Source organism: Streptomyces sp. NPDC031426 (genome assembly GCF_055581585.1).
The window spans coordinates 511,113-524,715 of record NZ_JBVIJE010000002.1 but is presented as its reverse complement, the minus strand read 5'-3'; the positions used below and the strand labels follow the sequence as shown (position 1 = coordinate 524,715).

9 protein-coding genes and 1 pseudogene are annotated in these 13,603 nt (G+C 71.7%); 6 read left to right on the top strand and 4 right to left on the bottom strand.

Translation table 11 applies throughout. The annotated features are described in order from the left end of the window. The first annotated feature begins 61 nt into the window (after positions 1-61). Both ACZ5NH_RS05215 and ACZ5NH_RS05210 read left to right on the top strand, forming a co-directional pair. On the top strand, positions 62-2,974 hold the full coding sequence (locus ACZ5NH_RS05215; RefSeq protein WP_468773034.1) for a lectin: 2,913 nt from the start codon (positions 62-64) through the stop codon (positions 2,972-2,974). Positions 2,975-3,042: 68 nt separating this feature from the next. After that, positions 3,043-4,218 (top strand): PP2C family protein-serine/threonine phosphatase, encoded by a 1,176-nt coding sequence (locus ACZ5NH_RS05210; RefSeq protein ID WP_468773033.1) that lies wholly within the window; start codon positions 3,043-3,045, stop codon positions 4,216-4,218. Positions 4,219-4,230: 12 nt separating this feature from the next. Here ACZ5NH_RS05210 and ACZ5NH_RS05205 read toward each other — a convergent pair whose 3' ends face one another. Next, positions 4,231-5,037 (bottom strand): maleylpyruvate isomerase family mycothiol-dependent enzyme, encoded by an 807-nt coding sequence (locus ACZ5NH_RS05205; protein ID WP_468773032.1) that lies wholly within the window; start codon positions 5,035-5,037, stop codon positions 4,231-4,233. A gap of 47 nt (positions 5,038-5,084) precedes the next feature. Further along, the gene (locus ACZ5NH_RS05200; protein ID WP_468773031.1) at positions 5,085-7,580 is read right to left on the bottom strand and encodes a SpoIIE family protein phosphatase; all 2,496 of its coding nucleotides are present in this window, start codon (positions 7,578-7,580) and stop codon (positions 5,085-5,087) included. A 198-nt stretch (positions 7,581-7,778) separates the two neighbouring features. On the opposite strand from ACZ5NH_RS05200, the gene ACZ5NH_RS05195 reads away from it, so the two are divergent. Beyond that, positions 7,779-9,845 (top strand): SpoIIE family protein phosphatase, encoded by a 2,067-nt coding sequence (locus tag ACZ5NH_RS05195; RefSeq protein WP_468773030.1) that lies wholly within the window; start codon positions 7,779-7,781, stop codon positions 9,843-9,845. A 39-nt stretch (positions 9,846-9,884) separates the two neighbouring features. Here ACZ5NH_RS05195 and ACZ5NH_RS05190 read toward each other — a convergent pair whose 3' ends face one another. Further along, positions 9,885-10,496 (bottom strand): TetR/AcrR family transcriptional regulator, encoded by a 612-nt coding sequence (locus ACZ5NH_RS05190; protein WP_388636371.1) that lies wholly within the window; start codon positions 10,494-10,496, stop codon positions 9,885-9,887. Between the two features lie 99 nt (positions 10,497-10,595). Between ACZ5NH_RS05190 and ACZ5NH_RS05185 the strand changes: the two genes are divergently transcribed. The 3 genes and pseudogenes from ACZ5NH_RS05185 to ACZ5NH_RS05175 all read left to right on the top strand — a co-directional run bounded on the left by ACZ5NH_RS05185 (position 10,596) and on the right by ACZ5NH_RS05175 (position 12,652). Then, a complete protein-coding gene (locus ACZ5NH_RS05185) occupies positions 10,596-11,387 on the top strand; it encodes an SDR family NAD(P)-dependent oxidoreductase (protein ID WP_468773029.1) in 792 nt (263 codons plus the stop codon). Positions 11,388-11,491: 104 nt separating this feature from the next. Further along, positions 11,492-11,588 (top strand): annotated as a pseudogene (locus ACZ5NH_RS05180). 296 nt (positions 11,589-11,884) lie between these two features. Beyond that, positions 11,885-12,652: a GNAT family N-acetyltransferase gene (locus ACZ5NH_RS05175; protein WP_468773028.1), complete on the top strand. Its 768-nt coding sequence runs from the start codon at positions 11,885-11,887 to the stop codon at positions 12,650-12,652. Between the two features lie 42 nt (positions 12,653-12,694). Here ACZ5NH_RS05175 and ACZ5NH_RS05170 read toward each other — a convergent pair whose 3' ends face one another. After that, entirely contained in the window at positions 12,695-13,543 is an 849-nt protein-coding gene (locus tag ACZ5NH_RS05170; protein ID WP_468773027.1) for an alpha/beta fold hydrolase, read from the bottom strand. Positions 13,544-13,603 lie beyond the last annotated feature (60 nt).

Below are 13,603 nucleotides of genomic sequence, written 5' to 3'. Positions count from 1 at the left end.
CGCGCGGCCTTGACAGCTGGGGCTGAAGGGGCAACCTTCGGGACAACGTTGTCGAAGGGACATGGTCACGATGGTGCCGTTCCGCCTTCTGTCCGTGCTGGCCACTGGCGCCCTGGTCCTGGGTGCCGCCTCAGCCCTCGCCCATGCCGATCCCGTCTCGCTCGCGCCGGTCACCGATCCGGCCTCTCGCGTGAACCCGTTCATCGGCACTTCGCACGCCGCCGACGACTTCCCAGGGGCCGACACCCCGTTCGGGATGGTCCAGTGGAGCCCCGACACCAGCCCGCACCGGCCGGACGGCGGCGGCTACGAGTACGCCGATTCGGCCATCACCGGCTTCGGCCTCACCCACATCGCGGGGCCGGGCTGCCGGGCCGCCGGCGACATCCCCGTGCTGCCGACCGTCGGTGCGGTCGACACGGGCGCCACCGACAGCTTCTCGCACGCCAACGAGTCCGCGACCCCCGGCTCCTACACCGTGTCGCTGGACAACGGCGTCAAGACGGAACTGACCGCCACCACCCGCAGCGGCATGGCCCGTTTCACCTTCCCGTCCACCAGCCAGGCGAACCTCCTGTTCAAGCTGACGGGCAGCGAGAACGGGGACAGCGCCGCCGAGTTCGATGTGGTGAACGACAGAGAGGTCAGAGGCAAGGTCACCAGCGGCAACTTCTGCGGCGAGGGCAACTCCTACACCGTCTACTACGACATGGTCTTCGACCAGCCGTTCCGCCATAGCGGCACCGCCCTGGCCGCCGCCACGCCCACCACGCCGAGGAGCAACGCCTCCCCCAGCGCTTCCGAGGCGCCGAACAAGCCCACCCTGCACGGCGCCGGGCCCCGCACACCCCACACCTTCACCCCCCGGACGAGCGGCTCCGACGGCTATGTCACATTCGACACCACCACCGACCGGGCCGTTCAGGCCAAGGTCGGCATCTCCTATGTGTCGGCCGCCGACGCCGTGGGCAACCGGCAGGCGGAGAACAGCGGTTGGAACCTGGCCAAGGTGCGCGGCGCGGCGCACGACGCCTGGAACTCCCTGCTCGGCCGGGTGCGGATCGCCGGCGGGACGCCCTCCCAGCAGACCGTCTTCTACACCGCGCTCTATCACGCGCTGCTGCATCCGAACGTGATCAGTGACACCAACCGCCGCTATCCCGGCTTCGACGGCGGGATCCACACCGTCGACAAGGGCCACGGCGCCGCCTACGCCAACTACTCGGGCTGGGACGTCTACCGCTCGCAGGCCCAGCTCGAGGCCCTGGTCGCGCCGCAGACCGCCGCCGACACCGCCCAGTCGATGGTCGACGACTACCGCCAGACCGGACTGTTCCCCAAATGGTCGGAGAACAACGGCGAGACGTATGTCATGGTCGGCGATCCGGCGGACGAGATCATCGCCGACTACTACGCCTTCGGGGCCAGGAAGTTCGACACCGCGACCGCGCTGAAGGGCATGATCGCGGAGGCCACCGACCCCAACAACAATCGGCCCGGGCTCGCCTATCTGGAGCAGCTCGGCCGACTGCCCAGCAACGGCAAGTACGGGTGCTGCAACTTCTACGGCCCGGCGTCCACCACGCTGGAGTACAACTCCGCAGACTTCGCCGTCTCGGCCTTCGCCGGTGCCCTCGGACACACCGCGGACCAGCACCGGTTCGCGGACCGGGCACAGGACTGGCAGAACCTGTTCAATTTCGGCAGCGGTTTCATCCAGCCCCGCGACGCCTCGGGCACCTGGACGGCCGGCTTCTCGCCGACGTCGGGCAGGAACTTCGTCGAGGGCGACTCCTGGCAGTACACGCCGATGGTGCCGTTCAACGTGCACGGCCTGGCGACCGCCATGGGCGGCGACGCGGCCCTCGCCAAGTACCTGGACACGGACCTGTCCTCGCTGACCGGCTCCGGCGGCTACACCGACCTGGGCAACGAGCCCAGCCTCAACATCCCCTGGGAGTACGACTACATCGGCCGCCCGTACCAGACGCAGAAGGCCGTCCGGCAGGCCCAGGACCAGATCTGGACCGACGGCCCGTCCGGACTCGCGGGCAACGACGACCTCGGTGAGATGAGTTCGTGGTACGTGTGGTCCGCCCTCGGCATGTACCCGGAGACCCCCGGCACCGCAGACCTGGCCCTGGGCAGCCCGCTCTTCAGCCAGGCCGTGATCACCCTGCCGTCCGGCCACACCCTCACCGTCAACGGCACGGGAGCCGCGGACGACGCGCCGTACGTCCAGTCCGCCACCTGGAACGGCACGGCATGGAACGCCGCCCACGCCCCCGACGGCGCCCTCACCGGCGGCGGCGCCCTCACCTACGTCCTCGGCGCCTCGCCCAACACGTCCTGGGCGTCCGACGCCTCCGCCGCCCCGCGCTCCTACCCGGGCACGCCCGGCTACACCGACGTCGGGGCGTCCGGCGACACCGCCGCGGCCTCGGCCAACTTCGACGGCGCGGGCTACAGCTACTCCGCGCACGCCCTGGCCACCGCGGGAGTCACCCCCGGCTCGAAGGTCACCGCCAACGGGGTCGGCTTCACCTGGCCCGACGTGGCACCCGGCGCACCGGACAACTACGTGGCCAACGGGCAGACGGTACGGACCTCCGGCTCCGGCAGCATCTCCTTCCTGGGCGCCGCCAACAACGGCCCGGTGTCCGGCACCGCGACCGTCACCTACACGGACGGCACGACCCAGTCGGTCCCCCTCGGCCTGTCCGACTGGACACTGAGCGCGGGCGCCGCCTCACCGCTCCCCGGCAACACCGTCGCGGTGACCGTGCCCTACCGCAACCACGCGGGCACCGCTTCCGACAGCACACAGACGTATGTGTTCGCCACGGCGCCGGTGGCCCTGAGTCCGGGCAAGACCGTCAGCAGCGTGCGTCTGCCGTCCGACGTCGCCGCCGGGGGCCTGCACGTCTTCGCCATCGGCTTCGGCGGCGCATCGCAGGCACGGGGAGGGAACTGACCGCCGGAACATGCCGTTGAGTGGAGCAATCACGGGGGTACGGGGGCGCGGCAGACCAGGCTGGACGGGTGAAGCACGGACGGACCGGCTGGGAGCCGGAGCAGGACGGCACACCCACACGGCCCCGGCTGCCGGCCCCTCCGGCGTGGCTGCGCTGGCTGCCGCTCCTGTACGTCGCGGCCGTGCTGCTGCTGGAGCCGGTCACGCCCCTCGACTGGCCGGTGAGCTTCGCCCTGATCGCCGTGCCCGTACTGGCCGCCTTCGCGCACGGGCCCCTGGCCGTCGGTGCCGCCACGGTGTTCGCCGTCGGCCTCGAGGCGGTGCTGGCCGGTACTCCCTGTTGCGCGGGCCGGTCCGCCGGCTATCTGCTGGACCGTCACTACATCGCCGCCTACATCTGTACGATTCTCGTGGGCGGCCTCGGTGCGATCCTGGCCGCCCACCGGGTCCGGCGTGAACGCACGCTCGCCGACGTGCGGTTCGTGGCCGAGACCGCACAGCGCGTCCTGCTCCGCCCCCTGCCGCACCGGATCGGCAACCTGCGCCTGCAGAGCCTCTATCTGTCCGCCGCCGCGGAGGCGCGCATCGGCGGCGACCTCTACGAGGCGGTCCCGACCCGGTTCGGCGTCCGTCTGCTCATCGGGGACGTCCGCGGCAAGGGGCTGGTGGCGGTCGAGACCGCGGCCGCCATGCTCGGGGCGTTCCGTGAGGTGGCGTACGACGAACCCGATCTGCTCGCTCTGGCCGGCCGGGTGGACACGAGCATGAGCCGCAGGGCGACGCAGCTCGGCGGGACCGAGACGAGCGAGCGGTTCGTCACCGCGGTGTTCGCCGAGGTCCCCGCCGACGGCCACATCGTCCGCATCGTCAACTGCGGCCATCCGCCGCCCGTCCGGTTGCGGCCCGACGAGGTGGTCGAACTGGACAGCGGGCGGCCGGCACCGCCCCTGAACCTCGGCATGCTGGTCGAGGACCCGTATCACCTCGACACCTATCCGTTCCGGCCCGGCGATCAACTGCTGCTGTACACGGACGGCGTCACGGAGACGCGGGACGCGACCGGCGCCTTCTACCCGCTGCTCGACCGCCTCCGCGCCTGGGGTCCCCTACCGCCGGCGGAGCTGCTCACACGGCTCCACGACGACCTGCTGGCCTACAGCCACAACAGCCTCAAGGACGACACCGCGGCGCTCGCGGTCTGCCTGCTGCCCGTGGAACCGTCGGCCGGGCAGCAGGCCGAGTGAGCGCGGCCCGGGTCAGAAGGCGGTGTGGGTGAACCAGTTGTCGAGGACCGCGGCCTGTCCCGAGACCTCGAAGGCGGGTTCCTGGTACGACCGCCGCCCGTAGAGCAGGAGCAGCAGGTCCGCCGCCCGCCCGCGCACCGCCGCCGTGACGTGCTCCTGGTCGCCGGCCTCGCGGCCCACCGGGCGGAAACCGTCCGGGTCCAGCCGCATGCGCCACTCCTCCCCGGGGCCGCCGTCGACGCCCGTGCTGCGGAACGCGAGGGTCTCGCCGTCACCGCGCAGCTTGGTCACACCGGGGGCGAAGAGACCCGCGTAGGGCAGGTTCACGAGGAACTCGTCCACGCCGTCCGCCGCGAGCACGGGGTCGATGTCCGAGGTCAGGCCGAGCGCACGTTCCGCGTCGACCCGGTGCACCAGCGTCTCGAACAGCATCCGGCGGGCCCAGAACCGCGCGTGCCGGTCTTCGCCCCACACCCACATCGGTGCCTCGGGATCCGTGTCCCGCAGTACGGCCGCCACGCCGGGCACCCCCGCCGCCACCCAGTCGGCATGGTCGCGCAGGTTTTCCGGCAGCCCCAGCTCGATGTCGCGGCTGCGTGGGGGCTCCTGCACCAGTCGGGTCAGCAGGGTGCAGAACCAGCGCTGCAGGGCTCCGACGTGCCGGGTCAGGTCGGCCAGGGTCCAGTCGGGGCAGGTGGGCACCGGGGTCGTCGGGTCGACGCCCTGGACCACCTCGCAGTAGCGCAGGGTCTCGCGGGCGACGGCCTCGCGGTAGGTGTCGTACGGCAGTGGATGCCCCGCCGTGTGTGTCACTGTCATCTGCTGCCGCCGTCCTGTTCTGCGCTGGGCACGGAGTGTCGTCACGGTCAGTCTGGATGTTGGAGTCCGCTCCAAGGCAAATCCGGGTCAGGGATCTCCTGATCGGCCCAGATGATCTTCCCTTCGCCGGTGTACCGGGCGCCCCAGCGCTGGGCGAGCTGGGCCACCAGGAAGAGCCCGCGGCCGCCTTCGTCCGTGCTCCTGGCGTGCCTGAGCCGGGGGGCCGTACTGCTGCCGTCGGAGACCTCGCAGGTGAGGCGGGCGTCGCGGAGCAGGCGTAGCCGTATGGGCGTCGCGGCGTAGCGGATGGCGTTGGTGACGAGTTCGCTCACGACGAGTTCGGTCGTCATGGCCAGTTCGCCGAGGCCCCACTGCTCGACCTGGCGGGTGGCGAGGGCGCGGAGGGTGCCGACGGCTGCCGGGTCGGGGGGTACCTCCCACCAGGCGACGTGGTCGGCTCCCAGGGTGTGGGTGCGGGTCAGGAGCAGGGCGATGTCGTCGGCCTGGGGCACGGGCACGAGCTGCCGTACGACGGACGCGCACAGCGTGTCCAGGTCGTCCCCGGTGTGGGCGAGGACCTCTCCGAGCCGGGACATGCCCCGCTCCACGTCGTGGTCGCAGCCCACGATGAGACCGTTGGTGTAGAGGCCGAAGAGGCTGTCCTCGGCCAGTTCGATCTCGGTGGCCTCGAAGGCCATGCCGCCCAGACCGAGCGGGGGTCCGGCGGGGATCTCCGGGAAGTAGGCGTGTCCGTCCGGGGCCACGACGACGGGCGGCGGGTGACCGGCCCGAGCCATAGTGCACCGTCTGCTGACCGGGTCGTAGACGGCGTAGAGACACGTCGCGCCGATGAAGGTGCTGCGGGCGGAGGTGCCGGCGGCCGCCTCCTCGTCGCTCAGCCGGAGCACCAGGTCGTCGAGATGGGCGAGCAGGTCGTCGGGAGGCATCTCCATGGCGGCGAGGGTCTGCACCGCGGTGCGCAGCCGGCCCATGCTCGCCGCCGCGCCGATGCCGTGGCCCACCACATCGCCGATGACGAGGCCCACCCGTGCGCCGGACAGCGGGATCACGTCGAACCAGTCGCCGCCGACGCCACCGGAGGGGTCCGCCGGCAGATACGAGGAAGCCACCTCCAGCGCGGTGCCGCCGGTCAGGGCCGGCGGCAGCAGGCTGCGCTGCAGGGTGATCGCCGCCGCGTGCTCCCGGGTGTAGCGGCGGGCGTTGTCCACGCACACCGCCGCGCGTGCCACCAGTTCCCGGGCCAGCAGGACGTCGTCGGGCCCGAAGGCGACGGGGTTGAGCGACCGGACGAACGTGGCGAGCCCGAGGACGGTGTTCCGGGCCCGCATCGGCACGGCGATGAGCGAGTGCATGCCGTACGCGCGCATGCGTTCCCTGCGCTCCGGGTCCCGTACGACCCACAGTTCCTCGGAGGGGTCGAGGACCGGGATGAGCAGGGGCTCGCCGTCGAGGAGCGGGTGACCGTGTTGGGGCGGCAGGATGAACTCGACGCGGTCGCCGATCCGGACGACGGCCTCGGGCGTGCCCTCGCGCACCGAGCGCTGCGCCGCCCGGCGCATCACGGCCTTGGCGGGCGCGGGTCCCGCGTCGGTCAGCCACGCCCCGTGGCCCTCGGTGCTGAGCACGGGTTCCAGCAGGTCGACGACGACGAAGTCCGCGAAGCGGGGGACGGCGAAGTCGGCGAGCTCCTGGGCGGTCCGCATCACGTCGAGTGTGGTGCCGATGCTGGTGCCGGCCTCGTTGACCATGGTCAGCAGCTGCCGGGCGGTCCACCGCTCGGTGACGTCCTGGACCATGTAGCAGACGCCGGTGATGGTGTCGTCGGTGTCGACCAGGGGGAAGAAGGATGTCGAGTAGGCGTGCTGGCGGTGCGGGTCGGCCCAGCTCCAGCCCACGTACTCGTAGTCGGTCACCGGCAGGCCCGTCGCGATCACCTTGCGCATCAGGCTCTCCAGGGCCTCCGCCTGCAGCCCGGGCAGCAGTTCGCTGAGCCGGCGTCCGAGCCGCGCGTCCCGGGGGACGCCGCCGAGCCGTTCCAGGGTGTCGTTCAGCCAGACGTCGCGCAGGTCGGTGTCCATGACGGCCATGCCGATCGGTGAGCGGGTCAGGAACCCGTCCAGCACCGACTGGCCCATGGGCCACCGCTGCCGCTGTTCGCGGGCCGACAGCAGGAAGCACTCGGTGTCGCCGACACGGAACGAGGCCGAGACCCGCAGCTGGATGTCGAGGCTGCGGCCGTCGCGGTGCCGTACGGTGATCTGCCCGCTCCAGCCGTTTCCGGCGCGGCACCGCTCGACGACACCGGCAAGCCGTACGGGATCCTCGGGCATGGCGAGCAGGCGCGCGGCGGAGGCGCCCACGACGTCCCGTGCCCCGTGGCCGAGAAACGCTTCGGCACTGTGGGTCCAGCCGACCACGACGCCGTGTTCCGATATCACCGCGGCCGCGTCGGTGGACGCGTCGAAGAGATCACCCGGTCCCTGCGGCGTGGCTGCGTCGAAGCCCTCTGGCGCAGATTCCATCAGTTCCACCCTTACACCACTATGAGCCTGTTTGTCCGCCGGTGTGCAGGGATAAGCGGGAGATGCGGCGTCCACCCGGATGCGGCGCCGTACGGTTGGGGCGGGGCCGGGACCGGAGGGACCATGGAAGCAACGGCCGTCAGCATGCGCGGGCCGTCAGCATGCGCGTGCCCGCCCGGCCGGCGGAGGTGAACCGGCATGGCAGTGGACTCCTTGGAAGCCGGCCACGAGGGACACGGCGACGAGACGCCCCGGCCGACCGGACTGCTGGACGTGCTGAGCGTGGCCGCGGTGGCCCTGGACACCCGTGGCCGTATCGTCTTCTGGACCCCGCAGGCCGAGGACCTCTTCGGCTACTCCGCGAAGGAGGCACTCGGCAAGTCCGCGGCGCGCCTGCTGGTGCACCCGGAGCATCTGCAGGCCGTGGTGAGTCTGTTCGCCGAGGTGCTGGAGACCGGCCGGGGCTGGGCCGGCGCGTTCCCGGTCCGGCACAAGGACGGCAGCAGCCGGCTGACCGAGTTCCGGACCATGCGGCTGCTGGACGACCTCGGGGACGTCTACGCCCTGGGCATCGCGGCCGACCACACCCTCCTCCAGCGCGTCGAGACCGACCTGGCCCTGTGCGAGCGGCTGATCAACCAGTCCCCCATCGGTCTGGCCCTGCTGGACCCGGATCTGCGCTACCTCCTGGTCAACCCGGCGCTGGAGCGGATCGACGGCACTCCCGCCGAGGACCACATCGGCCGCCATCTGCGGGAGACCCTGCCCTTCCCGGACGTCGACACGGTCGAGTCCGCGCTGCGCCAGGTGCTCACCACCGGAACGCCCCTGCTGGACCAGTACCACGTCGGCCGTGCACCGGCCGACACCGGCCAGGAGCACGCGTGGTCCCTGTCCTTCTACCGGCTGGAGGATCCGGGCGGCCGGGTGCTGGGCGCGGCCGTCTCGGTCGTGGACGTCACCGAGCGGCACCGCGCGGCCGCGGAGGCCGACCGGGCGCGGCGGCGCCTGGCACTGATCGCGGAGGCCTCCGCGCGGGTCGGCACCACGCTGGACGTGGAGCAGACCGCCCGTGAACTGGCGGAGATCGCGGCGCCGGCGCTGGCCGACGTGGTCGCCGTGGACGTCCTCGACTCCGCCCTGTCCTGCCGTCGTATGCGCCGGCCGGACAACGGCCCGGAGCTGTTCCGTGCCCTCGCCCTGAAGGCGGCCCACCCCACGGTCGCGCTGCACGCGGCCGACCCTCCGGGCAACGTCGCCTGTTACGACGGGGACCGCCTGGTCACTCTGTGCGTCCACACCGGGCGGCCGGTTCTCGTACGTCATGTCGGGCCGCAGGATCTGCCACGCATCGCCCGGGACGCCGAGGGCGGCACCCTGCTCGCCGAGGCCGGGGTCCACTCGTATCTGGCCGTGCCGCTGATCGCCCACGGCGAGGTGCTCGGCGCCCTCGATCTCAAGCGGACCGACAATCCGGCGCCGTTCGACGACGACGATGTCGTCCTGGCCGGCGAACTCGCCGGGCGGGCCGCCGTGGCCATCGACAACGCCCGCTGGTTCCAGAGCGTCCGCAACACCGCGCTCACCCTGCAGCGCAGTCTGCTGCCCGAGCACGCGGCGCACCACACGGGCCTGGAGCTCGCCTCCCGCTACCAGCCCGCGCAGGCCACCAGCGAGGTCGGCGGCGACTGGTACGACGTCATCCCGCTGAGCGACGAGAAGACGGCGCTGGTGGTGGGTGACGTCATGGGCAACGGCATCGACGCGGCCGCCACCATGGGCCGGCTGCGCACCGCCACCTGCGCCTACGCCGATCTCGACCTCGAGCCCGGCGCGGTGCTCCAGCACCTGGACAAGATCACCTGCGATCTGGAGCACTACATCGTCACCTGCCTGTACGCGGTGTACGACCCCGGCACCGGGCGGTGCTGCGTCGCCAACGCCGGGCACATGCCGCCCGCGCTCTCGCGGCCCGGCGACGCGCCGAGGCTTCTGGAGCTGCCACCCGCGGCACCGCTCGGCGTCGGCGATGTCCGGTTCGAGACCACGACGATCACCCTGCGCCCCGGTGATGTGCTGGTCCTCTACACCGACGGTCTCGTGGAGACCCGTCAGCACGCCATCGACGACCGGCTGAACGCCCTGCTGGACCTCCTCGACGAGCCGCACCGGCCGCTGGAGGAGACCTGCGACGTCCTGCTGCACGGCCTGCGCCACCCCGACGACCACGACGACGTGGCCCTGCTCATCGCCCGGGCGCTGTAGGCCACGCCCTTCCAAGGGAGTTGGGGTTCAGCCGGCGCCCTACTGCGCCGTCGGCTCTCCCGGAGTGGCCGTGGCCGGCCGGTCGGCGGACCCGCGCACGAGCAGCAGGAGGGCGTCGACCAGGTCGTCCTCGGGGCTGCCCGTGGCCAGGCGCCGCAGTTGCAGGCCCATCACCAGGGCGACCGTCGTGGCGGCCAGGCGGTCCGCGTCGGGGACGCCCAGCGCGGTGAGGATCCGGGCGGCGAGCAGGTCGTAGGCCCGGAAGGCCTCGGCCGCCGCCGTGCGCAGGCGCTCGTCACGACCGGCCTGGAGGTACAGCTCGAACGGCGCCGGATGGGCGCTGTCCAGCGCCGAGCCGCAGGCCACCTGGCCCGCCAGCGACGCCGCGTCCTCGACGTCCAGGCCCTCCGTCTGGCACTGGTCGGCCAGTTCGGTGAAGTGCCGTGTCTCCTCCCGCACGAAGTACAGCAGGCTTTCCCGCAGCAGCTCGTGCTGGGTCTCGAAGTGGTAGGTGACCGAACCGAGGGACACACCCGCTTCCTTGGCGATCCGCCGGTTCGTGACGGCCGCGACTCCGTCCTCGCCGATGATCTGCAGGACGGCGGTGATGATGCGCTGGCGCATCGGGGCGGAAGGGGCGGCGTGCGACATGGCCCGCATTCTTCCATCACCGGATTGCCCAGGCGGTGGACAGGGCTGCCCGATCTCCCTATCGTTCGTTCGAACGAACAGGATCGAAGGGTGGTAGTCGTGCACATTGCCGGGTCAACCGTTCTGCTCACCGGTGTCACCGGCGGCATCGGCGGCGCCCTCGCCGCCGATCTGTCCGCCCGCGGCGCCCGTCTCGTGCTCACCGGTCGCCGGCTGGAGGCGCTCGAACCCCTCGCCGCTCGTTACGGCGCCCGCACGATCGCGGCCGATCTGGCCGAGTCCGACGATGTGCGGCGGCTGGCCGAGGAGGCCGCCGGCACGGACATCCTGATCGCGAACGCGGCCCTGCCGTCCAGCGGCGACGTCCTCGACTACACGCCGGAGCAGATCGACCGGGCCCTGGCCGTGAACCTCCGGGCCCCGGCGATCCTCGCCCGGCTGCTCGCCCCCGGCATGGTGGCCGCCGGGCGCGGCCACATCTGCTTCGTCGGGTCGCTGTCCGGCATGGCCGCCACCAGGTCCTCGTCCCTGTACAACGCGACGAAGTTCGGGCTGCGCGGCTTCTCGCTGGCCTTCCGCCAGGATCTGCACGGCACGGGCGTCGGCGTCTCGATCGTCCAGCCGGGTTTCGTACGCGACCTGGGCATGTTCGCCAAGACCGGCTCGGCGACACCCGGCGGTGTGCGTACCGTCTCGCCGGCGCAGGTCTGCAAGGGCGTGGCGCGGGCGATCGAACGCGATCTCGCCGAGGTCAACGTGGCGCCGCCGGAGCTGCGGTTCCTCACCAAGGTCGCGTCGCAGTTCCCGGGGCTCGCGGAGCGGGTGCAGCGGCTGGCCGGGGCCGAGCCGACGGTCAACGCGATCGTGGCCGCCCAGCGTTCGAGCCGCTGAGGCGCCAGGGCGGGGGCGCGCCGGGGCGTGTCAGGCCCGTGTCAGCGGGATACGGCACCGTATTCCTTGTGAACGGCGGCGCGGGACTGCGAAGCCGGGAACGAGGAGAGGTGCCCGGAGTGGTTGATCGGGGACCGGCGAGCTCGACTCGAGGTCGGGCCCCTCAGGGGGCCCACGCAGGTTCGAATCCTGCCCTCTCCGCCCTTCGTTCCGTGATCACTCCACTGGGAAAAGCCCTACTTGTCATGCACTCGTAGCCGTGACAAGATCCAACGAGTTCGAAAGCGCATCCGACCACTCGTCATGAAGGACTGAGGTCCATGGTTCCGGCGTCCCCCAGCGGCCGCCGCCGGTACTGAGCCGCCTGCCCGACGGCAGCCCCGCGCAGCGCCTTTCGCGTCTCCTCACGGCGGCCCGACGACGCGGTGTCCAGCACACCGCCCGCCTCCTCGCAGAGGTCATGTCCTTGTGCCGGCCCACACCATGAGGTCTTCATCGTGCGCACCGATGTCCAGAGTTTTACCGTCGCCCATCTCCTGCGCCGCCCGGCGGCGCGTGAAGTCGGCGGTTTCGTCGTGGGGTTCGATCCCTCGACGACCAGCCCGTACGTCAACTACGCCGCTCCCTTCCCCGGCGCCGAGCCCACCGACCGGGACGTCGCCGACCTGATCGCCGCGTTCCGTGAGCGCGGGCTCAAGCCCCGGCTGGAGTTCGCCCCGGACTCCGCCCCCGCCGTGGAACCCGCGCTGCTCCGGGCCGGTTTCGGCACGGAGGCGGTCCACGAATACCTGGTCTGCACCCCCGCCATGCTGACCATGCCCCGCTCCGGCCCTGGCTCGGCGGGCCCGGTCGAGGTGGCGGCACCGGTCACGGACGCGGACTACACCGCGATCGATGTCGCACTGTCCGAAGCCTTCGGCGGCGAGTGGGCCCCGTCCCCGGAGGGCGCGGCACGGTTGCGGCGCACCGCGGAGGGCGGCGGAGCCGTCCGGTTCGTCCGCGCTCCCGGCGGAGGCTGCGCCGGGGGCGCGCTCTGCTCGGCGCCCGCCGAGGGCACGGCGGAGCTGGCGGGTGTGGGCACGCTTCCCGCGTACCGGGGGCGGGGCATCGCCGCCGCGGTCACCGCGACCCTGGCCGGGACCATGTTCGGGCGGGGAGCGCGATCCGTGTGGCTGGAGTACTCGGGCGAGGGCTCCCGCCGTGTGTACGAGAGGGTCGGCTTCCGGCCCGGCGGCACACGCCTGTACGTCTCACTGGACGCGTGACCTCCTGGGCCGGCGACCCCGTGTCCTCGCCGGCCCGCGGAGTCAGCCTTCATTGGGCAGGGGGTTGTCCTTGACGAAACGGCGGATCTCCTCCGTGAGCGCCACCGGATTGTCCAGCTGGACCAGGGTGCGTGCGTCGGGGATCTCCACATAGCGGGCGTCCGGCAGCAGTTCGGCCAGGCGGCGGCCCGTCGCGGGCGGCATCATGCGGTCCTCGGCGCCCCAGGCGACCAGTGCCGGACGGGTGAACTTCGGGAGGTTGCGGGCCGCTTCCAGGTAGCAGTCCTTCCGTGTCGTACGCAGGAACTTGGCGAAGTCACGGCGGATGTGACGGTTCGTCAGCAAAGGGCCGTACCAGCGGGCGATGAGTTCCTTCGGGAGCCGCTTCCTGGCCATGCCGCCGAGCGAGGTCTGCATGCGGGCAAGGAAGGGGAAGCGGAAGGACTGCAGGAGGAGGAAGATTCCACCGGGGATCCGGCAGGCCGCGTTCAGGATGCGGCCCTGGATGCCGGGCGGGTAGTTGTCCAGCGCCTCGCAGGAGGTCAGGACGAGCCGGGCGAGCCGTTCGTCCCGTACGCCGACGAGGAGTTGGGCCGTGCCGGTGTCGTTCTGGACGAGGGTGACGTCCGGCAGGTCCAGGCGGTCCATGAACTCCGCCAGCAGCCGGGCGATGCCGTGCGCGGAGAGATCCGCGTCCGGCCGCATGGGGCGCCGGTGGCTGCCCAGGGGCAGCACGGGGACCACGACACGGAAGTCGGGGCGCAGGGCGGAGACGACGTCGGCCCAGACCGAGTCGTCGAAGCCGAGGCCGTGGGCGAGGACCACGACGGGCCCGTCACCTCCGGTGTCCTGGTAGTCGATGGTTCCCGCGCTCAGCTCGATCTCCGGCATGCCCGTGCCTCCGCTTTCGGTCGGCCGCCCCGACAGTGGCTCTAGATAGATCGTTCTAGT